Annotated in this window: 21 protein-coding genes; 10 read left to right on the forward strand and 11 right to left on the reverse strand. The window is 71.0% G+C overall.

Going from position 1 to position 21580, the window contains the following annotated elements; all coding sequences use genetic code 11:
• Positions 1-5 precede the first annotated feature (5 nt).
• Together E4U91_RS11545 and E4U91_RS11550 are read left to right on the forward strand one after the other, a co-directional pair.
• A complete protein-coding gene (locus tag E4U91_RS11545; RefSeq protein ID WP_137306773.1) occupies positions 6-272 on the forward strand; it encodes a protealysin inhibitor emfourin in 267 nt (88 codons plus the stop codon).
• Between the two features lie 100 nt (positions 273-372).
• On the forward strand, positions 373-1686 hold the full coding sequence (locus E4U91_RS11550; RefSeq protein ID WP_137306774.1) for a GH1 family beta-glucosidase: 1314 nt from the start codon (positions 373-375) through the stop codon (positions 1684-1686).
• Between the two features lie 12 nt (positions 1687-1698).
• On the opposite strand, the gene E4U91_RS11555 is transcribed toward E4U91_RS11550, so the two are convergent.
• A complete protein-coding gene (locus tag E4U91_RS11555) occupies positions 1699-2553 on the reverse strand; it encodes an NAD-dependent epimerase/dehydratase family protein (protein ID WP_137306775.1) in 855 nt (284 codons plus the stop codon).
• A 126-nt stretch (positions 2554-2679) separates the two neighbouring features.
• Here E4U91_RS11555 and E4U91_RS11560 point away from each other — a divergent pair, with 126 nt between their 5' ends.
• On the forward strand, positions 2680-3528 hold the full coding sequence (locus E4U91_RS11560; RefSeq protein WP_137306776.1) for a helix-turn-helix transcriptional regulator: 849 nt from the start codon (positions 2680-2682) through the stop codon (positions 3526-3528).
• Positions 3529-3548: 20 nt separating this feature from the next.
• Here E4U91_RS11560 and era read toward each other — a convergent pair whose 3' ends face one another.
• Positions 3549-4502, reverse strand: a complete 954-nt coding sequence (era, locus tag E4U91_RS11565; RefSeq protein ID WP_067241249.1) for a GTPase Era — start codon at positions 4500-4502, stop codon at positions 3549-3551.
• Positions 4503-4685: 183 nt separating this feature from the next.
• On the opposite strand from era, the gene E4U91_RS11570 reads away from it, so the two are divergent.
• Positions 4686-5999 (forward strand): ammonium transporter, encoded by a 1314-nt coding sequence (locus tag E4U91_RS11570; RefSeq protein ID WP_137306777.1) that lies wholly within the window; start codon positions 4686-4688, stop codon positions 5997-5999.
• The gene (locus E4U91_RS11575) at positions 5996-6334 is read left to right on the forward strand and encodes a P-II family nitrogen regulator (RefSeq protein ID WP_067241245.1); all 339 of its coding nucleotides are present in this window, start codon (positions 5996-5998) and stop codon (positions 6332-6334) included. Before E4U91_RS11570 ends, E4U91_RS11575 begins: the two co-directional genes overlap by 4 nt.
• Positions 6335-6379: 45 nt before the next feature.
• On the opposite strand, the gene E4U91_RS11580 is transcribed toward E4U91_RS11575, so the two are convergent.
• From E4U91_RS11580 to E4U91_RS11600, 5 genes are all read right to left on the reverse strand, one after another.
• Positions 6380-7681 (reverse strand): ABC transporter ATP-binding protein, encoded by a 1302-nt coding sequence (locus tag E4U91_RS11580; protein ID WP_137306778.1) that lies wholly within the window; start codon positions 7679-7681, stop codon positions 6380-6382.
• Between the two features lie 60 nt (positions 7682-7741).
• Complete coding sequence (locus E4U91_RS11585) at positions 7742-8263, reverse strand: hypothetical protein (RefSeq protein WP_241678563.1); 522 nt, start codon at positions 8261-8263, stop codon at positions 7742-7744.
• Positions 8264-8388: 125 nt separating this feature from the next.
• Entirely contained in the window at positions 8389-9045 is a 657-nt protein-coding gene (locus E4U91_RS11590; RefSeq protein WP_137306779.1) for a lytic polysaccharide monooxygenase auxiliary activity family 9 protein, read from the reverse strand.
• Positions 9046-9138: 93 nt separating this feature from the next.
• Complete coding sequence (locus tag E4U91_RS11595; protein WP_241678564.1) at positions 9139-9579, reverse strand: DoxX family protein; 441 nt, start codon at positions 9577-9579, stop codon at positions 9139-9141.
• A 207-nt stretch (positions 9580-9786) separates the two neighbouring features.
• Positions 9787-12009: a glycoside hydrolase family 66 protein gene (locus E4U91_RS11600; RefSeq protein WP_137306781.1), complete on the reverse strand. Its 2223-nt coding sequence runs from the start codon at positions 12007-12009 to the stop codon at positions 9787-9789.
• 603 nt (positions 12010-12612) lie between these two features.
• Here E4U91_RS11600 and E4U91_RS11605 point away from each other — a divergent pair.
• The 5 genes from E4U91_RS11605 (at position 12613) to E4U91_RS11625 (ending at position 18858) form a co-directional block, all read left to right on the forward strand.
• On the forward strand, positions 12613-13794 hold the full coding sequence (locus tag E4U91_RS11605) for an ROK family transcriptional regulator (protein ID WP_137306782.1): 1182 nt from the start codon (positions 12613-12615) through the stop codon (positions 13792-13794).
• Positions 13795-13879: 85 nt separating this feature from the next.
• Entirely contained in the window at positions 13880-15619 is a 1740-nt protein-coding gene (locus tag E4U91_RS11610) for an alpha-glucosidase (RefSeq protein WP_137306783.1), read from the forward strand.
• Positions 15620-15663: 44 nt separating this feature from the next.
• Positions 15664-16980, forward strand: a complete 1317-nt coding sequence (locus E4U91_RS11615) for an ABC transporter substrate-binding protein (RefSeq protein WP_137306784.1) — start codon at positions 15664-15666, stop codon at positions 16978-16980.
• 64 nt (positions 16981-17044) lie between these two features.
• Entirely contained in the window at positions 17045-17938 is an 894-nt protein-coding gene (locus tag E4U91_RS11620; protein ID WP_241678565.1) for a carbohydrate ABC transporter permease, read from the forward strand.
• Between the two features lie 2 nt (positions 17939-17940).
• A complete protein-coding gene (locus E4U91_RS11625) occupies positions 17941-18858 on the forward strand; it encodes a carbohydrate ABC transporter permease (protein ID WP_137306785.1) in 918 nt (305 codons plus the stop codon).
• Between the two features lie 87 nt (positions 18859-18945).
• Here the strand turns inward: E4U91_RS11625 and E4U91_RS11630 are convergent, their stop codons facing one another.
• The 4 genes from E4U91_RS11630 to ybeY all read right to left on the reverse strand — a co-directional run bounded on the left by E4U91_RS11630 (position 18946) and on the right by ybeY (position 21576).
• On the reverse strand, positions 18946-19299 hold the full coding sequence (locus E4U91_RS11630; protein WP_067241243.1) for a cytidine/deoxycytidylate deaminase family protein: 354 nt from the start codon (positions 19297-19299) through the stop codon (positions 18946-18948).
• Positions 19300-19385: 86 nt separating this feature from the next.
• On the reverse strand, positions 19386-19745 hold the full coding sequence (locus tag E4U91_RS11635) for an MmcQ/YjbR family DNA-binding protein (RefSeq protein ID WP_137306786.1): 360 nt from the start codon (positions 19743-19745) through the stop codon (positions 19386-19388).
• Positions 19742-21082, reverse strand: a complete 1341-nt coding sequence (locus E4U91_RS11640) for a hemolysin family protein (RefSeq protein ID WP_241678566.1) — start codon at positions 21080-21082, stop codon at positions 19742-19744. The genes E4U91_RS11635 and E4U91_RS11640 overlap by 4 nt, the downstream gene beginning before the upstream one ends.
• Entirely contained in the window at positions 21079-21576 is a 498-nt protein-coding gene (gene ybeY / locus E4U91_RS11645; protein ID WP_137306787.1) for an rRNA maturation RNase YbeY, read from the reverse strand. Before ybeY ends, E4U91_RS11640 begins: the two co-directional genes overlap by 4 nt.
• Between the last annotated feature and the right edge of the window lie 4 nt (positions 21577-21580).

Genomic DNA, 21580 nt, shown 5'->3' on the forward strand with positions numbered 1-21580 from the left:
GACCCATGCGGATTCAGGTGAGGCGCACGGGCGGGTTCGCCGGTATCGAGCGGCGGGGCGAGGTGGACACCTCGGGGCGGCCGGACGCCGCGGAGTGGCGGGCCCTGGCCGAGCGCGCGGTCGCGTCCGGCCGGGGCACGCCCCCGGCCGGCGTCCCGGACGGGTTCGCCTACCGGATCACGGTGGACGCCCGGACGGTGTACTGCGCGGACCCCCGGCTGACGGAGGACCAGCGGGAGTTGATCTCACGGGTGCTGAAGGAGGGCGCCTGAGCGGCGACCCGCGCGCCGGGGTCGTCGCGCACGCTCCGCCCGACCGCCTGTTGCGGCCCGCCCGTTGACTTCCGTTACCGCCGGTACGGATGATCCGCGCATGGCGACTGACCGACGCACCGCGATCCCCCCGTTCCCGCCCGGCTTCCTGTGGGGCGTGTCGACCTCGGCCCACCAGATCGAGGGCGCCGCGGACCTGCGCGACCCGTCCGTGTGGGACGAGTTCACCGCCGAGCCGGGCCGGGTGAAGGACGGCTCGACGGCCGCCGTGGCCTGCGACCACTACCACCGCTACCGCGAGGACGTGGCCCTCCTCGCCGGGCTCGGGGTGGACGCGTACCGCTTCTCGGTCTCCTGGCCGCGGGTGAACCGCCCGGGCGGGCTGGACTTCTACGACCGGCTGGTGGACGAGCTGTGCGCGGCGGGCGTCCGCCCGGTCCCCACCCTCTTCCACTGGGACCTGCCCGCCCCCCTGGACTGGCTGCGGCGGGACACCGCCGCGCGCTTCGCGGACCACGTGTCCGCCGTCGCCGACCGGCTCGGCGACCGCGTGAGCACCTGGATCACCCTCAACGAGCCCGCCGAGCACACCCTGCTGGGCCACGCGCTCGGTGTGCACGCCCCCGGCAGGCGGCTGCTGTTCGACGCGCTCCCGGTCGCCCACCACCAGTTGCTGGCCCACGGCCTGGCCGTCCGGGCGCTGCGCGCGGCCGGCGCCGCTGACGTCGGCATCGCCAACTCCCACGGCCCGACCTGGCCGGCCTCCGGGGACGGGCCGGACGTCGAGGCGGCGGACTTCTACGACCTGCTGCTCAACCGCCTGTTCGCCGAACCGGTCCTGCTGGGCGCGTACCCGGAGGGGATCGGCGAGCTGATGCCCGGGGACGTGGCGGCCGACCTGGAGGTGATCTCCGAGCCGCTCGACTGGTACGGGATCAACTACTACGCCCCGACGAAGGTGGGCGCCCCGCAGGGCACCGACATCGAGTTCGGGGGCGTCCGCATGCCCGCCGAACTCCCCTTCACCGTGCGGGAGATCGAGGGCCGGCCGGTCACCGACTTCGGCTGGCCGGTGGTCCCCGAGGCGCTGACCGAACTGCTCACCACCTTCAAGGCCCGCTACGGCGACCGGCTCCCGCCCGTGATCATCACCGAGAACGGCTGCAGCTACGACGGCGTCGACGACCAGGAGCGCATCGCCTACCTCGACGCCCACATCCGCGCCCTGCACGACGCCCACACCGCCGGCGTCGACGTGCGCGGCTACTTCGTGTGGTCCCTGCTGGACAACTTCGAGTGGGCCGAGGGCTACGCCCGCCGCTTCGGCCTGGTCCACGTCGACTTCACGACGCAGGAGCGCACGCCCAAGGCGTCCTACACCTGGCTGCGGGAGGCGCTGCGGACCAGGGGGTGACCGCCCCGCCGGTCAGAGGGCACCCGCGTCCCGGGCCGCCCACACCGAGGGGTGGACCGGGCGGTAGCCGAGCTCCCGGCGGATCCGCTCGGTGGACAGGACCCCGAAGAACGGGTCGGGGTCCGTGCGGGCGGACACCTCGGCGGGCACCTCGGCGCCGTTCAGGCGGTACAGCTCGACCGTGGTGACCGGGGCGTCGTCGGTGATGTTGTAGACGCGGCCGCCGATGCCCGGCGCGTGCAGCAGCCGCAGCAGGCCCTGGGCGACGTCCGCGTGGTGCACCATCTGGAGCCGCTGGGCCGCCGCCCAGTGCGCGGCCCAGCGCAGCGACTCCGCCAGGTGCGGGTCGCCGTCGCCGTAGACGAACGGCAGCCGCCCGATCCGTACGTCGAGGCCGTCCAGGGCGAGCAGGTCCCGCTCGGCCCGGATCTTGGACTCGGCGTAGGCGCCCCACATCTCGCCGCCGGGCCGGCTCTCGTCGTCCTCGGTCAGCGGGCGGCCACGGCCGACGCCGTACACGTTCGCCGTGCTGACCTGCACGAAGCGGCCCACTCCGGCGGCCAGCGCGGCGCGGCCCAGCTCCACGGCGGCGCCGTGGTTCACCGCCCACGCCTCCTCGTCGGGCACCCCGCGGAAGGTCGCGGCGACGTTCACCACCGCGTCCGCCCCGGCCACCGCCTTGCCGAGCGCCTCCGGGTCGCGCAGGTCGCCGGTGACGACCTCGGCGCCCAGCGCGGCGAGCCGCTCCGCGCGGGCGGCGTCGCGCACCAGGACGCGCACCGTGTCGCCCGGCCGCCGCTGTCCCAGCAGCCGCGGCGCGAACCTGCTGCCGACGCGTCCCGTCGTCCCCGTCACCAGTGTCAGCATGATCTTCTCCTCGTGTCCGTCCGGTACGACCACCCTGCGGCCGGGAGGGCGGGACCGGGAGAGACCCGTGGATCGGGGGACCGGCAGTCCCTGGATAACCCGCACGCGGTGACGGACGCTGGAGGGGTGAACCGAGCCGAACTCGCCGACTTCCTGCGCCGCGGCCGCGCCCGGCTGAACCCGTCCGACGTGGGCCTCGCGGCCGGGGCCCGCCGCCGCACGCCGGGGCTGCGCCGCGAGGAGGTGGCGGCGCTGGCCGGCATGTCGGTGGACTACTACACGCGGCTGGAGCAGTCCCGCGGTCCGCGCCCGTCCCGGCAGATGCTCACCGCGCTCGCACGGGCCCTGCGCCTGACCGACGACGAGCGCGACCACCTGTTCCACCTGGCCGGCGAGGAGCCCCCGCGCCGGGACGCGCCGGCCGCCCACGTGCGCCCCGGCCTGCTGCTGGTCCTGGACCGGCTGCACGACACGCCCGCGCTGGTGATGACCGACGTGGGCGAGGTGCTGGCGCAGAACGCGATGTCCCGGGCGCTCAGCGGGGACGTGCTGGCCCGCCCGCCGCACGAGCGCAACGTGGTGCGCCGGTTCTTCCTCGACCGTGCGGGCCGCGACCTGTTCCCCTCCGAGGACCGGGCCGAGCACGCCCGCGCCCACGTGGCGAACCTGCGCGCGGTGGCCGCGGCCCGCCCCGACGACCCGGAACCGGCCGCCCTGGTGGCCGAACTACGGGCGTCCAGCGAGGAGTTCGCCGCGCTGTGGGACCGGCACGAGGTGGCGGTGCGCCGGGCCTCGGTCAAGCGCTTCCAGCACCCGGTGGTCGGCCTGCTGGAGCTCGACTGCGAGCTGCTGCTCACCGACGACCACCACCAGCACCTGCTCATCCACACGGCCCGCCCGGGCACGGAGTCCCACGAGCGCCTGCACCTGCTGCGGGTGGTGGGACTGCAGGACCTGACGCCGGGCGCGGTCTGAGGCCGGGCGCGCCCCGGGGCTCAGAAGCCCAGGCGGCGGAGCTGCTTGGGGTCGCGCTGCCAGTCCTTGGCCACCTTCACGTGCAGGTCGAGGAAGACCGGCGTGCCGAGCAGCGCCTCGATCTGCTGGCGGGACTTCACGCCCACGTCCTTCAGCCGCTTGCCCTTCGGGCCGATGATGATGCCCTTCTGGCTGGGCCGCTCGATGTAGATGTTGGCGTGGATGTCCACCAGCGGACGGTCCGCCGGCCGGTCCTCGCGCGGCAGCATCTCCTCCACGACCACGGCGATGGAGTGCGGCAGCTCGTCGCGCACGCCCTCCAGGGCGGCCTCGCGGATCAGCTCGGCCACCATCACCTGCTCGGGCTCGTCGGTGAGGTCGCCCTCGGGGTACAGCGCCGGCCCCTCCGGCAGCAGCGGCACCAGGAGGTCGGCGAGCAGCGCCACCTGCTGGTCCCCGACCGCCGACACGGGCACGATCTCCTGCCACTCGAACCCGAGCTCGCGCGCCATCTGGTCCACCGCGATGAGCTGCTCGGCCAGCGCCTTGGAGTCGACCAGGTCGGTCTTGGTGACGATGGCGATCTTGGGCGTCCGCTTGATCCCGGCCAGCTCCTTGGCGATGAACCGGTCGCCGGGCCCGATCTTCTGGTCGGCGGGCAGGCAGAAGCCGATCACGTCGACCTCGGCCCAGGTGGCGCGCACCACGTCGTTGAGCCGCTCGCCGAGCAGCGTCCGCGGCTTGTGCAGCCCCGGGGTGTCCACCAGGATCAGCTGGGCCTCGGGCCGGTGCACGATGCCCCGCACGGTGTGCCGCGTGGTCTGGGGCCGGTTGGAGGTGATCGCCACCTTCTTCCCGACCAGAGCGTTCGTGAGGGTGGACTTGCCCGCGTTGGGCCGCCCCACGAAACAGGCGAAACCGGCCCGGTGCGCGGCCTCGGCCGACTGCTCGGATGACTGGGTACGAACGCTCATGCCGCCCATTCTCCCTGATCCCCGGAGCCCCGCCGCACCACGCCCGCGACGCCGCCCCGCCGGTGAGGGTCCGGAAACCCGCCCGCAACGAAACGTCACGGAAACACACCCGTACGCAACCGGAAACGCGCAGCGGTGACCCTCTGACGAGCCCTCGCGAGCCCTCGCACCGTTGGAGACCCCGTGACGACCTTCGCCGCACCGCGGATCGACACCGGCGACACCGCCTGGCTGCTCGCCGCCACCGCGCTCGTGCTGCTCATGACGCCGGGCCTGGCCCTGTTCTACGGCGGCATGGTCCGCACCAAGAGCGTCCTGAACATGCTGATGATGAGCTTCGTGTCGATCGCCCTGGTGACCGTCGTCTGGCTGGCGGCCGGCTACTCGCTCGCCTTCGGCGGCGACACCGCCGCCGGGCTGATCGGCGGCCTCGACCACCTCGGCCTCGCGGGCCTCGGCCCGGACAGCGTCCGGGGCACGGTGCCCACGCTGCTGTTCGCCACGTTTCAGCTGACCTTCGCGATCGTCACGGCGGCCCTGGTCAGCGGCGCCGTCGCCGACCGTGCGAAGTTCGCCGCGTGGCTGGTCTTCGTGCCGGTGTGGGCGCTGCTGGTATACGTTCCGGTCACCCACTGGGTGTGGGGTCCGGGCGGCTGGATCCTGACCCACCTGGGCGCCCTGGACTTCGCCGGCGGCCTGCCCGTCGAGATCACCTCCGGCGCCTCCGGGCTCGCCCTGTGCCTGGTCCTGGGCCCGCGCCTGGGCTTCAAGAAGGACGCGATGCGCCCGCACAACCTGCCCATGGTGGTGCTGGGCGCCGGCCTGCTGTGGTTCGGCTGGTTCGGCTTCAACGCGGGCTCGGTGCTCGCCGCGAACGGCCTGGCCGCTGCGGTGTTCCTCAACACCCTCGCCGCGGGCTGCACCGGCCTGCTCGGCTGGCTCTTCGTCGAGCAGCGGCGCGACGGCCACCCCACCACGCTGGGCGCCGCGTCCGGCGCGGTCGCGGGCCTGGTGGCGATCACCCCGTCCTGCGGCTCGGTGTCCCTGCTCGGCGCCCTGGTGGTCGGCCTGGCCGCCGGCGTCGTCTGCTCGTACGCCGTGGGCTGGAAGTTCAAGCTGGACTACGACGACTCGCTGGACGTCGTCGGCGTCCACCTGGTCGGCGGGATCGTCGGCACCCTGCTCATCGGCGTCTTCGCCGAGCGGGCCATGACCGGCGGCGCGGAGGGCCTGCTGTACGGCGGCGGCCTCGCCCAGCTGGGCAAGCAGCTCGTCGCCGTGGTGGTCGTCGCGGTGTACGCGTTCGGCGTGACCTTCGCCCTCGGCAAGGTGCTCGACCGCCTGATGGGCTTCCGCGCGAGCGAGGAGCAGGAGCACACCGGCCTGGACCTTACGGTGCACGCCGAGACCGCCTACGATCACGGGGTCCTGGGCCATGGCGCCCCGGTCGCCCACTCCGTCCTCCCCTCCGCCCAGAAGGTCAAGCCGCAGGCATGAAGCTGATCACCGCCATCGTCAAGCCGTACCGCCTCGACGAGGTCAAGAACGCCTTGCAGGAGCTCGGCGTGCAGGGCCTGACCGTCACCGAGGCCAGCGGCTACGGCCGGCAGCGCGGCCACACCGAGGTGTACCGGGGCGCCGAGTACCGGGTGGACCTGGTGCCGAAGGTGCGCATCGAGGTGGTCGTCGAGGACGCCGACGCGGACCCGGTGATCGACGCGATCGTCCGGGCCGCGCACACCGGCAAGATCGGGGACGGCAAGGTGTGGGCGCTGCCGGTGGAGACGGTCGTCCGGGTCCGCACCGGCGAACGCGGCCCCGACGCGCTCTGAGCCACCGCGCGGAGGTGCGGATCCCTGGCGCGGGACGCTCGCCGGTCAGAGTTCGGGACGGTGCAGGGGGCGGGGGAAGACGCGGTCTCCGTGGGCGTCGAAGAGCATCAGGGCCCGCATGTCGACGAGGAGCGTGAAGCGGTCGCCCGGCCGGCAGTGCAGGTCGTGCGGTGCGCGGAGGACGAGTTCACCGACCCCGTAGTCGTCGGGCAGGGGCGGTGCGGGCCGCGGTGGTGCGGGCGGGCGCTGCTGGAGGGCACCGCGCAGGCGTGCGCCGATGTGGTGCAGGAGTCGGGGCAGGGCGTTCGTCCGGTGCTGGGGCTGGTCGTCCGCGGGTGTGGGGTGGGGCACGTCTGCGTGTCGTGAGCCGGTGGTGACGTGCAGGAGGGTCTCGTGGCCGTGGTGCTCGACGTGGGTGACCATGGCGTGCAGCCGACGCTCGTGGGGGGCCGGTTCTCCCCCTGTGCGCAGTGCTTCGGGGCGCAGGCCGACGAGGAGGGGCCGGCCTTGCAGGATGCGCAGCATGTCGTGGCCCGGTTCCTGGGGCAGGGGGAGTTCCTGGGCGCCGAGGCTGAGGGTCATGCCGCTGTCGATCGGGGCGTAGAGGGTGCCGTGCAGCAGGTTGATCTGGGGCGTGCCGAGGAAGGACGCGACGAAGGCGTTGTCGGGCAGGCTGTAGAGGTCGGCGGGGGTGCCGACTTGCTGGAGGGCTCCGTTGCGCAGGACGGCGATGCGGTCGCCCAGGGCCATGGCTTCGGTCTGGTCGTGGGTGACGTAGATGGTGGTGGCTCGGGCGCGGCGTACGACGGACAGGATCTCGGTGCGGAGCCGGACGCGCAGGCGTGCGTCGAGGCTGGCGAGTGGTTCGTCCATGAGGAAGATCGAGGGCTGGCGGATGACGGCGCGTCCCATGGCGACGCGCTGGCGTTCCCCTCCGGAGAGCTGGGCGGGGGTCCGTTGCAGCAGGGAACGGATGCCGAGCCGCTCGGCGACGTCGTCGACGGCCCGGGCGATCTCCTGTTCTTCTTCTCCGCGTGCGGTGAGGGGGAAGGCGATGTTGTCGGCGGCGGTCATGGTGGGGTAGAGGGCGAAGTTCTGGAAGACCATGGCCACGTTGCGTTCGCTGGCGGGCAGGTCGTTGGCGGGTTGCTGGTCGAGGAGCAGGTCGCCGCTGGTGATGTCCTCGAGGCCGGCGATCATGCGGAGCAGGGTGGATTTTCCGCACCCTGATGGCCCCAGGAGGACCAGGAATTCCCCGGGGTGCAGGTGCAGGGACACGTCGTGGACGGCTGTGTGGCCACCCGGGTAGGTCTTGCTGAGTCGCTTCAGGGTGATGGTGCTGCCCACGGGGCTGGTCTCCTGGGGTGTGCGGTGCCAGTGGTGCGATGCTGCGCGGCCGGGCGTCGGTCAGCGGGTGAGCTCGTCGGCCGTGACGGCGAGGCAGGCGGCGATCAGGACGAGGTTCTTCAGGACGTACTGGCCGTCGAGGGTGGGGATGCCGTGGTGCCACATGGCGTCCGGGAGCAGGACCAGGGAGGAGAACACGCCGCTCATGTGGGCGTAGAAGGCGGCGAGGGCGTGGCGCAGGAGGACTCCGGTGACCAGGGCGAGGCCGATCAGCGTCTCGGCGGTGCCCAGTAACGGCAGCGACACCTGCGCGGGAACCGAGCCGCCGGTCAGCTTGGTCATGGTCTGGATGGCGATGTGCTCGGCGGGGCTGGTGGCGGGGAAGAGTTTGAGGACGCCGAACCAGCAGTAGATGATGCCCACGCTGACGCGCAGGAGGATGGGGCTGGCGGGCCGGTAGCGCTCGGCCGACCGGTGCAGCGCGGCTGCGTACCGGTGGCGGTGCGGGGGTGGCGCCGAGGGGTCCTGACGGGGCGGATGTGGGTGACGGGCGCGTGCGGGCAGGGTGCCTCGGTGGGCCATCCGGCGCCTCCAGACCAGTGCCGGCGCAGCGGTGGCTGCGCGTGGGGTGAAGGGGGCCGGCCCCGCGAGACCGTTCGCGCGGTGTGCTCGCGGGGCCGCGTGCTACGAGGTGCGGGCCGACTCGGTCAGTTGAAGGTGACGTCGCTGCACAGGAAGTACTTCTGGTCCATGTGCGAGGCCTTCCAGACGGTGACCACGACGTGCCGTCCGCTGTAGCCGGAGGTGGTGACGTCGGTGACGTAGTGCGCCTGGTAGGGGTAGCGGCCGGTCTTCTTCACCAGCTCCAGGTCGTCCCAGTTGATGAGCTGGTACTCGGGGTTGAAGCCCTGCTTGGTGACGTAGACCTCCAGCCAGTCCGCGCCGTGGCGCGCCTCGTCGTAGAGGTCGACGGTGAAGTTCGAGCCGATGCTGCTGGTGATCCACGGTCCGGGCCGGTCCAGGGGTGCGTAGTTCGTCTCGCCCTGGCCGCCGGCGCTGCAGATCTGGCCGTTGGGGATGACCTGCTGGTAGTTGTCGCCGGTGTTGTTGGCGTAGACGGCCTTCCAGGCGGTGATCGCGTTGGGGTTCTCGTGGTAGGTGCGGTAGCACATGGGGTCCTGGGCCTCGTTGGGCTCGTTGTAGCCCCAGCGCTGCAGGCAGCCGTAGTTGCGGGTCTGCGGGGCGATGACCGTGCCGTGGGCGGAGGCGGTCGGTGCCTGCGCCATCAGGCCCAGCAGGGCGGTGGCCAGCGCGGCGGCGCCCAACGCGGTGCGGCGGGACGTCGTTGCGGGTGCGCGGTTCATGGTGGGTACTCCTCCATGGTTCTCCGAGTGGGACACCGGTCGGCGACGCCGGCCGGTCAGGGCCTTGCGTGTGCTGGGAGGGTGCTGTTCGGGTCAGCTTTCGGGCCGGCTCACCTGCTGCTGCTTCGGGGCGGCCGCAGTCGTGGGACGGATGAGCGTGTTCGCCGTCCAGGTGCCGGGGCCGGAGGCGGCGATGAGCAGGAAGGCCCAGCAGAAGAGGGCGGCGGGCTCGCCGCCGTTCTCGATGGGGAACAGGGCGTGGGGCTGGTGCTCGACGAAGTAGGCGTAGGCCATGGAGCCGGAGCAGACGACCGCTGCCGGGCGGGTGCCGACGCCGAGCGCCACCAGGAGCCCTCCGGCCAGCTGGATGGCGGCGGCCCACCATCCCGGCCACTGGCCCACGGCAGGTGCCGACCCGTGCGGGCCGCCGAGGACGTCGAACAGGGTGGCCGTGCCGTGGCAGGCGAACAGGAAGCCCACCACGATCCGGTAGAGCGCGAGGACGACGGGAGCGCTGATCGCTTCGGGATTCACCGCGGGTGTCCTTCCTGGAGTGAGCTTCGCTGCGACGGCACTGCTGCGAGCGCCACGGCGCAGGCTCTGGAGGGGGACCGGCATCCCCGCACCCTCAAGCGGGGATGCCGGCCGATCGGGGGGTACGGGCTCAGGGCCCGTACGGTTGCGCTCGCGCCGCACGAGGCGGGCGGCGGGCGGCCCAGCCGGTTGTGCGGGGCGGCTGGTTCAGCTGGTCAGGGACCACTTCTGGCTGTTCCAGGTGCCGCAGTCCCACAGGTGGAGCCGTGCTCCGTCCGCGGTGCTCTGGTACTCGATGTCGAGGCAGCGCCCGGACTTGAGGTTCTTCAGGGTGCCGTTGGACTGGAAGGCCCACTTCTGGCTGTCGTAGCCGCCGCAGTCCCACAGGTGGGCCTTGGTGCCGTTGGCGGTGTTGCCGCCCTCGACGTCCAGGCACTTGCCCAGGACGCGCAGCTCGGTGCCGTTCAGGGTCCACTTCTGCCGGTCGGTGCCGGCGCAGGTGGCGAGCTGGGCGGGGGTGCCGTTGGCGCTCGCGCCGTCCTTGGCCTCGGCGCACTTGCCGCCCGCGTTGACGAGCTGCTTGCCGGTGCCAGATCCGTTGCCCGGGTCGGTGCCGCCGTCGCCGGGGTCGTCGGTGTTGGCGGTGCGGTCGAAGTAGACGAAGTCCCAGTTCTTCAGTTCGGGGACGGTGAACTTGAGGTAGGTGCCGGAGGAGTCGCTGCCGGTGGTGAAGGGCAGGTTGGCCGAGCGGCCGCCGTCGCGGTCGGGGCTGCCGATGCGCAGGGCCGCGGGGGCCTGCTGTCCGTCGCGCAGGTAGTACTTGACGGGGACGTTGGTCCTGACCGGCGGGGTGGCGGTGCCTGCGTCGCGCCACTTGCCGTCGTTGCCGAGCAGGTTGATCAGGTGCAGGACGTCGGTGTCGCCGTTGCGCATGGGGTTGGTCCACACGGTGTTGCCGGATCCGTCGGTGGAGGTGTTGACCCCGTCGACGACGGTCTTGTTGGACGCAGTGTGCAGGTCGGGGCCGTAGAAGAGGTTCTCGTAGCCGGTGATGACGTCGTAGTACGTCTTCTCCCAGGCCTTGAGCTCGGCGGACATGCTCTTGTCCTTGTTGAGGAAGTACTCGGTGTTGAGCATGTGGTCGTCGGGGCCGAGCTCGAGGTGGTTGGCGCCGTTGGCCGCGAACATGGCGTTGGCCAGCTGCACCGAGGTGGTGTCGAATACGGAGTTGTTGTTCGGGGTGCTGGAGTCGGGGGTGTTGGGGCGGTTCATGTAGGCGGGGGTGATGTGCGGCTTGCCGCCGGACGCCTGGCGCTGGCGCTCGAGGTAATCCTTGACCGAGGCGTTGGTCTCGAAGTTCGACCACAGCTCGGTGTAGAGGTAGTCGGCGTTGGACTTGGCGAGTTCGGCGTCGCCGTAGCCGTCGACGGCGTTGAAGCCGACCGCGTTGCGGCCCGCGGGCAGGGCCTGCTTGGTCTTGTTGGTCAGCTGCGCGAAGCCGCCTGGACGGTTGACCTTGTTGCCGGCCTTGTCGTACTTCTCCGACCAGTAGCCGATCTGGTCCAGGTGGGCTCCGTCGAAGCCCATGGAGTTCACCGAGTCCTGGTACTGGCCGACGATGTAGTTCTGCCAGTCGGGGTTCTCGGGGTTCATCAGGTGCAGGATCTGGTTGGGCAGCATCGGGTAGTACCACTCGTCCGTGCCGCCGGGGCTGTTGAACAGCCGCCAGTCCGGGTTGACCTGGGAGGTGTCGTAGGCGTTGAGGGCCGCGTACGACATCTGGTACGGCAGGGCGGCCATGCCGCGGCCGTGTTCGGCGTCGATGTAGTTGCGGATGGTGGTGGAACTGAGGGTGTCGCCGTTCCACGCGGTCCAGGTGCCGGCGACGCCGGATCCGTCGTGCTTGACGGGCTTCTCGTGCTTCCACAGCCAGTCGTAGTACTGCAGCGCGTTGATGTGGTAGCGCTGGGAGAGCTCGGCGATGTCACCCTTGGCGTCGTCGGCGGAGATGTTCGTGCCGTAGTGGGCCAGGAATCCGAACCGGGGGAAGCGGGTCCAGGTGGAGGAGACGTCGATCGCCGTCTGGGTGCGGCTGGACCCGGCCTGGATCTCGACCAGGTAGCCCTGGAAGTCCGTGGAGGGCGGCGTCACCTTCCACACGGCCCGTCCGCTGCCGTCGGCCTGCACGGTGCCGCTCTTGACCACGTCCCCGAGGTGGGTGAGCGTGAAGGTCACCGGGCCGCTGCCGTCGACCTGTGCGGTCACCGTCGCTTCCTGGCCGGGCGCGTAGCGGGACGCGTCGGTCCAGGCGTCGCTGACGGTGGCGGCGGATGCCGGGGAAGCCGGCACGAAGGCCAGTCCCGAAGCGGCCAGCACCAGGCCGATGGCCAGTGCGGTGCGCCGGACTCTGTGGTGTCGTGCTCCTGTCATATCTCCTCGCTTGGGGGAAGGGCGGCGTCCGCGCGCACCCCAGCCGCCGGACCGTCCGCAGGGGCGGACGTCCGGGGTGAGCCGTGAGGGTAGGTGCACCGGCAGCGAGCCGCGGGTCTCGGCGGCAGCCGCTGGGCAACGCCGGGGTGCAGTGTGCGTGCATGCGGGTGTCACGCACACTGCACCCCTGGCGCAGAAGGGGTCGACCCCGCCGCTGTGTACGCGGTGCGGTCGCCGGTTAACGTCCCGCTATTTCTTCCTCGTGTCAACGAAATCAGCGAGATTCGTTGCCCCGGGGTGCCCGCAGCACCCCATACACGCTCGCGAGAGCCGCGAAACCGGAGCAAGGGCGCCAGTCACGGTTCGATAACGCGCCTTTTTCTTCCTTGACGCATGAAAACCTCGGGGGACACACTCCCGTCATCCGCAGGCAACCGGTCGAGCCGCACCGGCCCTGCGACCACTCCTCCGGGGGACACGCATGGCGCTCTCCAGACGCACCCTCCTCACCTTGATGCGCACCGCCGGCGACAGCGGTTCGATAGCGCTGAACCACGTCGACATCGGCTGACACGCCGTCACCCACGTCTGGAGACACCAGGGATGAGCCCCTCACCGGTCCGGTTCTCGGATCTCGTCAGCGAACAGTCCCGCGCGGAGATCTTCGCCACCGTGCTGACCTCCGGTCCGCTGTCGCGCACCCAGCTCGCCCAGCGCCTGGGCCTGGTGCCCTCCAGCGTCACCCGCATGCTGCCCCCGCTGCTCGAGCACGGCTACCTGCACGAGAGCGACACCGCCCCCAACGGGAGGGGCCGTCCGCAGAAGATGCTGCACGTCAACCCCGACAAGCACACCGTGGTCGGCATCAAGATCGGTCCCGCGCAGGTGTCGGGCGTCGTCACCGACATGGCCGCCAACGTCCTCGCCCGCCTCGAAGAACCCATCGCCGACCGCACCCCCGAGACGGCCCTGTCCGCTGCCGCGGCCCTGACCGGACGCCTGCTCGCACAGACGCCCGAGGCGGCGGACAGGGTGCTCGGCGTCGGCGTCGGCGTCAGCGGTCACGTCGACTCCGCCGCCGGTGTGTGCCGCTACTCGGCACTGCTGGACTGGAACAAGGTCGACGTGGCCGGTCCGCTGCGCGCGGCCACCGGGCTGCCGGTGGTGGTCAACAACGACGTCAACACCCTCGTGGTGGCGGAGCGCTGGTTCGGGCAGGGCCGGGACGTCGACTCCTTCGCCGTCGTCACCGTCGGACCCGGCATCGGCTGTGGTCTCCTCCTGGACGGCGCCCTGTTCTCCGGTGCGACCGGCCTGGCCGGAGAGCTCGGCCACCTGCCCCTGGACCCGGCCGGCCCGATGTGCAGCTGCGGCCGGCGCGGCTGCCTGGAAGCCCTCGCCGGTGACCGTGCCGTGCTGCGCCACCTGCAGGACGCCGGGGTGCCCTGCGCCACCATCACCGAGGCCATGGACATCGCCCGCTCGGGAAGCGGCTCGGCGCAGACCGTCGCCCGCTCCGCCTTCGCCGAGGCGGGCACGGCACTGGGCCGAGGACTGGCCGGCATGTGCAACCTGCTCAACCTGCAGAAGATCATCCTCGCCGGGGAAGGCGCCGTCGCCCACGACCTGTTCGGACCGGCCCTGAACCAGGCGCTGGACGCCCACGCCTTCTCCACCGCCGCCCGCGACTGCGACGTCCACGTCCACCCCGTCACGCACGACCTGTGGGCCCGGGGCGCCGCCTGTCTCGTCATCCGCGAGGCCGTCGGCGCCGCGATCTCCTGACCCGCACGGCCGCCCCGGCAACCGATCACCCGCCCCCCGACCCACCGTCCCGGCAAGTACCCCGCAGCCAAGATGAGGATTTGACGTGCCCGAAAACGCGCCCAGCCCTGCCGACGCCTGGTGGAGCAACGCGGTGGTCTACCAGATCTACCCGCGCAGCTTCGCCGACTCCGACGCGGACGGCACAGGCGACCTGCAGGGCATCACCCAACGTCTCGACTACCTCTCAGAACTCGGCGTCGACGTGCTGTGGCTCTCCCCGGTCTACCCCTCCCCGCACGACGACAACGGCTACGACATCAGCGACTACCAGGACATCGACCCCCTCTTCGGCACCCTCGCCGACTTCGACCGGCTCCTGGCCTCCGTGCACGAACGCGGCATGAAGCTCGTCATGGACCTGGTCGTCAACCACACCAGCGACGAACACCCCTGGTTCACCGCCTCCCGCGACGGCGGCCCGGACGGCCCGAAGCGCGACTGGTACATCTGGCGCCCGCCCCGGGAGGGCATGGAGCCCGGAACACCGGGAGCGGAACCGAACAACTGGGGGTCGTGGTTCTCCGGTCCCGCGTGGACGTACGACACCGCCGGCGGCGCGTACTACCTGCACACCTTCTCCCGCAAGCAGCCCGACCTGAACTGGGACAACCCCGAGGTCCGCCAGGCCGTGTACGCGATGATGCGCTGGTGGCTCGACCGGGGCGTCGACGGCTTCCGCATGGACGTCATCAACCTGATCTCCAAGGACCCGGCGCTGCCCGACGGCATCGTCCCCGAGGGCGCTCGCTACGGACTTGGCCACCCCTCTTACGTGTGCGGGCCCCGCATCCACGACTACCTCGCCGAGATGCACCGCGAGGTCCTGGCCGGCCACCCGCGCCGCCTGCTCACCGTCGGGGAGATGCCCGGCGTCACGGTGGAGGAGGCCAAGCTCTTCACCGACCCCGCCCGCCGCGAACTCGACATGGTCTTCCAGTTCGAGCACGTCGGCCTCGACCAGGGCCCCGGCGGCAAGTTCGACGTCCGCCCGCTGAAGCTGACCGACCTCAAGGCCAGCCTCGGCCGCTGGCAGACCGGCCTGGGCGAGACCGGCTGGAACAGCTTGTACTGGAACAACCACGACCAGCCGCGCGTGGTCTCCCGCTTCGGCGACGACTCACCGCCCAACCGGTACCGCTCGGCGAAACTGCTGGCCACCGTCCTGCACCTGCACCGCGGCACCCCGTACGTCTACCAGGGCGAGGAAGTCGCCATGGCCAACGCGCCGTTCACGTCGATCGACGACTTCCGTGACATCGAGTCCCTCAACCACCACCGCGACCAGCTCGCCCTGGGCGCCGACGAACAGCAGGTGCTCGACGGTCTGCGGCAGCGCAGCCGCGACAACGCCCGCACCCCCATGCAGTGGGACGCCACCGACCACGCCGGCTTCACCGCCGGCACGCCGTGGATCGCGGTCAACCCCGACCACGCCGAGGTCAACGCCAAGGCGCAGCTCGCCGACCCCGACTCCGTCTTCCACTACTACCGCCGCCTGATCGCCCTGCGGCACACCGAGCCCGCCCTGACCCACGGCGACTTCCACATGCTCCACCCGGAGCACGAACAGCTCTACGCCTTCACCCGCCACGACACGGGCACCGGCACGGAACTGCTCGTCCTGGCCAACTTCGGCGCCGACGACCTCACCGTCGACCTGCCCGACGGCTGGGAAGGCACCGAGACGCTCATCGCGAACGTGCCCGCCACCTCACCCCTCACGAGCCCGCACACCCTGCAGCCGTGGGAAGCCCGCGTCCACCGCCGCCGCACCACCACCTGACGTGATCCCGCCCTGTCGCACCGACGCACCCCGAGGAAACCACCATGAACAACCCGCGCACCCGCTCTTCCCTGCGCAGAAGGCCGCTGCTGCTGGCCCTCTCCGCAGTGGCCCTGCTGGCCCCGCTCACCGCCTGCGGCGGCTCCGACTCCGCCGCCGGTGACGGCAAGACCCTGCGGCTGTGGCACTACGAGGACAAGGACGGCGCCCTGGGCAAGGCGTGGGCCGCGGCCATCACCGAGTTCAAGAGGACCCACCCGGACGTGAAGGTCGTCTTCGAGCAGAAGACGTTCGACCAGATCCAGCAGAACGCCGGCATGATCCTCAACTCCGACAAGGCGCCCGACGTCATGGAGTACAACAAGGGCAACGCCACCACCGGCCTGCTCGCCAAGCAGGGCCTGCTCACCGACCTCACCTCGGTCGTCAAGGACCGCGGCTGGGACACGAAGATCAGCGACAGCGCCTCCGTCACCGCCCGCTACGACAAGAACGGCGAGATGGGCGGCGACACGTGGTACGGCGTGCCCAACTACGGCGAGTTCGTCCTCACCTACTACAACGACGACCTCTTCAAGAAGTACCACGTCACCAAGCCCACCGACTTCGCCGGCTTCGAAGCCGCCCTGGCCAAGTTCAAGGCCGCCGGCGTCACCCCCCTCGCCAACGCCGGCAACGACCACCCCGCCATGCACTGGCTCTACCTGCTCGCCCTGTCCAAGGCCGACCAGAAGTGGGTCGACGACTACCAGCGCTACCAGGGCAAGGTCGACTTCCACGGCCCCGAGATGACCTACGCCGTGAACAAGTTCAAGGAATGGGTCGACAAGGGCTACTTCGACAAGAAGGACGTCGGCCTCAAGGGCACCGACATGACCGAGCAGTTCGTGTCCCAGAAGCGCCCCATCATGGTCGGCGGCAACTGGTGGTTCGGCGGCCTGACCACCGACATCAAGGACTTCCGCTGGTCCACCGCCCCCTACCCGGGCAGCAGGATGACCCTCGGTGCCGGCGGCAACAACTGGGTCGTCCCCACCAAGGCGAAGAACAAGAAGCTCGCCGAGGACTTCATCGACATCACCATGTCACCCAAGATCCAGAAGCTCATAGGTGAAGAGGGCAACGTCCCCCTCGCAGCCAAGGCCGACGAGATCACCAACCCCAAGTCCCGGCAGCTCATCAACGCCTTCGACCAGGACCAGGCCAGCGGCGGTCTGGCCTTCTACCCCGACTGGCCCGTCGCCGGCTACTTCGACACCTGGCTGGCCGCCACCCAGAACCTCATGAACGGCGGCAAGACCGACGCGGTCCTCGACCAGCTCGCCGCACCCTACGAGAAGTACACCGCGACCCGGCACTGAGCCTGCCCCCGGGGACGACGCCCCGGGCCCACCGGGCCGTCGTCCCGCCCCTCTAGGAGCAACAGTGAAAACCACACGTCACCCGCGGTCCACGGGGTACGCCGTCTTCCTCGCACCCGGCCTCCTGCTGGCCCTGCTCTTCCTCGTCGTCCCGCTGGTGATGACCTTCTACTACAGCCTCACCGCCTGGCAGGGCATCGGCGATCCCACCTTCACCGGCCTGGACAACTACACCCGGCTCTTCCAGGACGCCGACTTCTGGGCCTCCTTCCGCAACATCGCCTTCGTCATCGTCGGCATCGCGGTCGTACCCACCCTGCTGGGCCTGTTCCTGGCAGCCCTGCTCTTCGATTACATCGGCAAGAAGCACGGCGACGGCCTCGTCGGCGTCTTCCGCTCCGGCCTCTACCTCCCCCAGGTCATCCCCGTCGCCGTGACCGGACTGATGTGGGGGTGGATCCTCGCCCCGGAAGGCGCCGTCAACAGCCTCCTGGACAAGGTCGGCCTCGGTTCCCTGGCCGAGAACTGGCTCGGCGACCCCGACCTCGCCCTCTGGGTCGTCCTCGCCGTCCTGGTCTGGATGCAGCTCGGCTACCCCCTGGTGCTCTTCCTGTCCGGCCTGCAGCGCATCGACCCCGAGCTGTACGAGGCCGCCTCCCTGGACGGCGCCTCCTGGTGGCAGCGCTTCACCCGCATCACCGTGCCGATCCTGCGCCCCGAGGTCTACGTCGTCCTGGTCACGACCACCATCGCCGGCCTGAAGGTCTTCGCCCAGATCTTCGTCCTCACCGGCGGCGGCCCCGGGAACTCCACCCTCGTGCCCGCCTACTTCGCCTACCAGAACTTCTTCGAACGCGCCGACGTCGGCTACGGATCCGCGATCTCCAGCACCATCACCCTGCTCGTGCTGATCATCGCCGGGACGATGCTCACCCGCCAGGCCCGCGAGGACGGATGACCATGACCACCGACACCACCACCCCGCCCCGCACGCACAAGACGGCCACCCCGGGCCACGCCGCACCCAGGCGCACCAAGCGCCGCACCGCGGGCAAGCGCCGCAGCGCCGGCTCCTACGCCGTCGTGGCCGCGGTCACCGTCTTCGTCCTGGCCTTCCTCGCCCCGTTCGCGATCATCCTGCTCAACTCCTTCAAGACCAGCGCCGACTACCGCTCCCACGGCTCGCTGTCCTGGCCCGAGCACTGGAACTGGGACATCATCAGCGACGTCTGGCAGCGCGTCGACTTCACCCAGAAACTGATCAACAGCATCGAGATCAGCCTCGGGGTCGTCCTCATCGCCGTCGTCCTCGCCCTCTTCAACGCCTACGCCATCGGCATCGGCCGCGTCCGCTGGCGCACCGCGTTCCTCGTCTTCTTCCTCGGCGTCAACGTCCTGCCGCAGGAGGGCCTGGTCTACCCCATCTACTACCTGTTCAAGGAGATGGGCCTGTACGACGGGAAGCTCGGCTACACCATCCTGGTGGGCGTCACCTACAGCGCGTTCGGCACCTACCTGCTGTCGTCCGTCTTCAGCAGCTTCCCCCGCGAACTCATCGAAGCCGCCTCCCTCGACGGCGCCGGCCGCTGGGCCATCCTGTGGCGCATCATCCTGCCCATGAGCTGGCCCACCCTGTCGGTGATGTGCGTGTTCTTCTTCGTCTGGAGCTGGAACGAGTTCCTCTACCCGCTCGTCCTGCTCATCTCCAACGACAACCAAACCGTCCCGCTCGGCCTGTCCGTCATGCAGGGCCAGTACACCAGCGACCCCACCGCCATGAGCGCCGCCGCCCTCCTCGGTGTCATCCCCATGATCGTCTTCTTCCTCGTCTTCCAGCGCTCCCTCACCCGCGGAGTCACCGCGGGAGCCGTGAAATAACCCGCACTGCGGACCACGACGACCCCGGATCCGGCACGCACAGCCCCGCTGCCGGATCCGGGGTTCACCGCCGGGCTCTCGCCCTGCTCACTCCGCCGGGACCGTCGAGCGCACCGTGCCGTCCGGGGCCGCCAGCAGGACCGGCGTGCCCGCGCCGCCCAGGTCCCGGACCGCGGCCAGGTCCTCCGCCGGGACGGTGTCCGCCCCGGTCACCACCGCCGCCGCCTCCAGCGAGCTCGCGCCCGAGGCCACGGCCATCGCCACCGCCGTGCGCAGCGCGCTCAGCCGCAGCGACGCCAGCTCCACCGTCCCGGCGACGTAGGTGCGTCCGGTGTCGTCGCGCACGGCCGCGCCCTCGGGCACGCCGTTGCGGGCCCGCGCGGAACGGGCCAGCGTGACGATCTTGCGGTCCTCGGGGTCAAGCGCGTTGCTCTCGGTCATGCCCCGAGCATACGAACACCCCCGCCGCCCGCCCCGTCACGGGGTGCGCGTACCGCCGGACGGGACGGGCCGGGCGCGGCCGGTGCTCAGGGGCGGTCGAGGCGGAGGCGCTCGGCGCGCGGCAGGCCGGCGACCACGAGGTCGTAGGAGTCCTCCACGAGCTCCCGGACGAGGCGGTCCGGGAGGTCACGGTCGGCGACGACGGTGTTCCAGTGCCGCTTGTTCATGTGCCAGCCGGGCAGGACCAGCCCCGGGTGCTCCCCACGCAGCCGCACCGCGTCCTCCGGGTCGCACTTGAGGTTGACCTTGAGGGGCCGGGCGTCGAGGGCGGTCAGCGCGAAGAGCTTGCCGAGGACCCGGAAGACCGAGGTCTCCGGGCCGAACGGGAAGTCCTCCTCGGCCGCGTTGAACGACAGGCACAGGGCCCGCAGCTCCTGGGGCGTCACGCCGGTTCCGCCCCCGTCCCGTCGACCCCCGCGTGCTCCTTGTGCTGCCCGCCGGTCCGGGCGGCCGGGCCGACGGGCTCCACCAGCACGGTCACGATCTTGTTCCGGCGCCCGGCCGCCGCCTCGGCGGTCAACCGCAGCTCCCGGCCATCGGGCAGCTCCACGACGCTGGACGCCCCGGCGATCGGCACCCGGCCGAGGGCCTTGGCGAGCAGGCCGCCGACGGTCTCCACGTCCTCGTCGTCGTACTCCTCCAGGCCGTACAGCTCGCCCAGGTCGGTGATGTCGAGGCGGGCCGTGACCCGGTAGCGGTCGCCGCCCAGCTCCTCCACGGGCGGCAGCTCCCGGTCGTACTCGTCGGTGATCTCGCCGACGATCTCCTCGAGGATGTCCTCGATGGTGACGATGCCGGCGGTGCCGCCGTACTCGTCGATCACCACCGCGACGTGGTTGCGCTCCTCCTGCATCTCCCGCAGCAGGTCGCCGGCGTTCTTGGTGTCGGGCACGAAGAACGCGGGCCGCATCGCCGTGGAGACCAGCTCGCTCTCCGCGTCCCGGCTGATGTGCGTCTTGCGGGCCAGGTCCTTCAGGTACACGATGCCGACGATGTCGTCCTCGCTCTCCCCGGCGACCGGTATGCGCGAGAAGCCCGAGCGCAGCGCGAGCGTCAGGGCCTGGCGGATCGTCTTGTAGCGCTCGATCACCACCAGGTCGGTGCGCGGCACCATCACCTCGCGCACCAGGGTGTCGCCCAGCTCGAAGACCGAATGCACCATCCGGCGCTCCTCGTCCTCGATCAGCGACTCCTTCTCGGCGAGGTCGACCAGCGCCCGCAGCTCGGCCTCGGAGGCGAACGGGCCGCGGCGGAAGCCCTTGCCGGGAGTGAGGGCGTTGCCGATGAGGATCAGCAGCGACGGGATCGGGCCCATGATCCGGGCCAGCGGCAGCAGCACGTAGGCGGCGGCCGTCGCCGTGTTCAGCGGGTGCTGGCGGCCGATGGTGCGCGGGGAGACGCCCACGGCGACGTACGACACCAGGACCATGACGCCGATCGCGGCGAGCAGCGCCTGCCAGGTCGTGTCGATGCCCCGCAGGCACGCGTAGGTGACGAGGGCGGCGGCCGCCATCTCGCAGGCGACGCGCACCAGCAGCGCCACGTTGAGGTAGCGGGTCGGGTCGGCGGCGATCTGGGCGAGCTTGGCGCTGCCCCGCCGGCCGGTGCGCACGGCTTCCTCGGCGCGGAAGCTGGAGACGCGTGCGAGGCCCGCCTCCGCGCAGGCGGCGAGCCAGGCGACGACGACCAGGGCGATCGCGCCGGCGACGAGCTGGGGGCTCATGACACGGTCGGCGCGGGCGACGGGCCGGTCAGGCCCTTCTCCGCACGCCAGCCGTCCACGATGGCCGCCTGCAGGCCGAACATCTCGGCCTTCTCGTCGGGCTCCTCGTGGTCGTACCCCAGCAGGTGCAGCACCCCGTGGACGGTGAGCAGCTGGAGCTCCTCGTCCATGGAGTGCTGCGTGGCGGCCTCCGTGCCCTGCCGGGCGGCGACCTCCGGGCACAGGACGATGTCGCCGAGGAGCCCCTGCGGGGGCTCCTCGTCGTCCTTGGACGGCGGGCGCAGCTCGTCCATCGGGAAGGACATCACGTCGGTGGGGCCCGGCAGGTCCATCCACTGCACGTGGAGCTGCTCCATGGCGTCGGCGTCCACGACGATCACCGAGAGCTCGGAGAGCGGGTGGATGCGCATCCGTGCGAGCGCGTAGCGGGCGATGTCGAGGATCGCCTGCTCGTCGACCTCGGTTCCGGACTCGTTGTTGACGTCGATCGACATGCCG

The organism is Streptomyces lasalocidi, assembly GCF_005280215.1.
Classification (GTDB): Bacteria; Actinomycetota; Actinomycetes; order Streptomycetales; family Streptomycetaceae; genus Streptomyces; species Streptomyces longwoodensis.

What these genes read in the sequence shown, in the direction of transcription:
- E4U91_RS11545 (WP_137306773.1), top strand. Translation starts at nt 6, where the DNA reads ATGCGGATTCAGGTGAGGCGCACGGGCGGGTTCGCCGGTATCGAGCGG.
- E4U91_RS11550 (WP_137306774.1), top strand. Translation starts at nt 373, where the DNA reads ATGGCGACTGACCGACGCACCGCGATCCCCCCGTTCCCGCCCGGCTTC.
- E4U91_RS11555 (WP_137306775.1), bottom strand. Translation starts at nt 2,553, where the DNA reads ATGCTGACACTGGTGACGGGGACGACGGGACGCGTCGGCAGCAGGTTC.
- era (WP_067241249.1), bottom strand. Translation starts at nt 4,502, where the DNA reads ATGAGCGTTCGTACCCAGTCATCCGAGCAGTCGGCCGAGGCCGCGCAC.
- E4U91_RS11575 (WP_067241245.1), top strand. Translation starts at nt 5,996, where the DNA reads ATGAAGCTGATCACCGCCATCGTCAAGCCGTACCGCCTCGACGAGGTC.
- E4U91_RS11585 (WP_241678563.1), bottom strand. Translation starts at nt 8,263, where the DNA reads ATGGCCCACCGAGGCACCCTGCCCGCACGCGCCCGTCACCCACATCCG.
- E4U91_RS11590 (WP_137306779.1), bottom strand. Translation starts at nt 9,045, where the DNA reads ATGAACCGCGCACCCGCAACGACGTCCCGCCGCACCGCGTTGGGCGCC.
- E4U91_RS11600 (WP_137306781.1), bottom strand. Translation starts at nt 12,009, where the DNA reads ATGACAGGAGCACGACACCACAGAGTCCGGCGCACCGCACTGGCCATC.
- E4U91_RS11605 (WP_137306782.1), top strand. Translation starts at nt 12,613, where the DNA reads ATGAGCCCCTCACCGGTCCGGTTCTCGGATCTCGTCAGCGAACAGTCC.
- E4U91_RS11615 (WP_137306784.1), top strand. Translation starts at nt 15,664, where the DNA reads ATGAACAACCCGCGCACCCGCTCTTCCCTGCGCAGAAGGCCGCTGCTG.
- E4U91_RS11625 (WP_137306785.1), top strand. Translation starts at nt 17,941, where the DNA reads ATGACCACCGACACCACCACCCCGCCCCGCACGCACAAGACGGCCACC.
- E4U91_RS11630 (WP_067241243.1), bottom strand. Translation starts at nt 19,299, where the DNA reads ATGACCGAGAGCAACGCGCTTGACCCCGAGGACCGCAAGATCGTCACG.
- E4U91_RS11640 (WP_241678566.1), bottom strand. Translation starts at nt 21,082, where the DNA reads ATGAGCCCCCAGCTCGTCGCCGGCGCGATCGCCCTGGTCGTCGTCGCC.
- ybeY (WP_137306787.1), bottom strand. Translation starts at nt 21,576, where the DNA reads ATGTCGATCGACGTCAACAACGAGTCCGGAACCGAGGTCGACGAGCAG.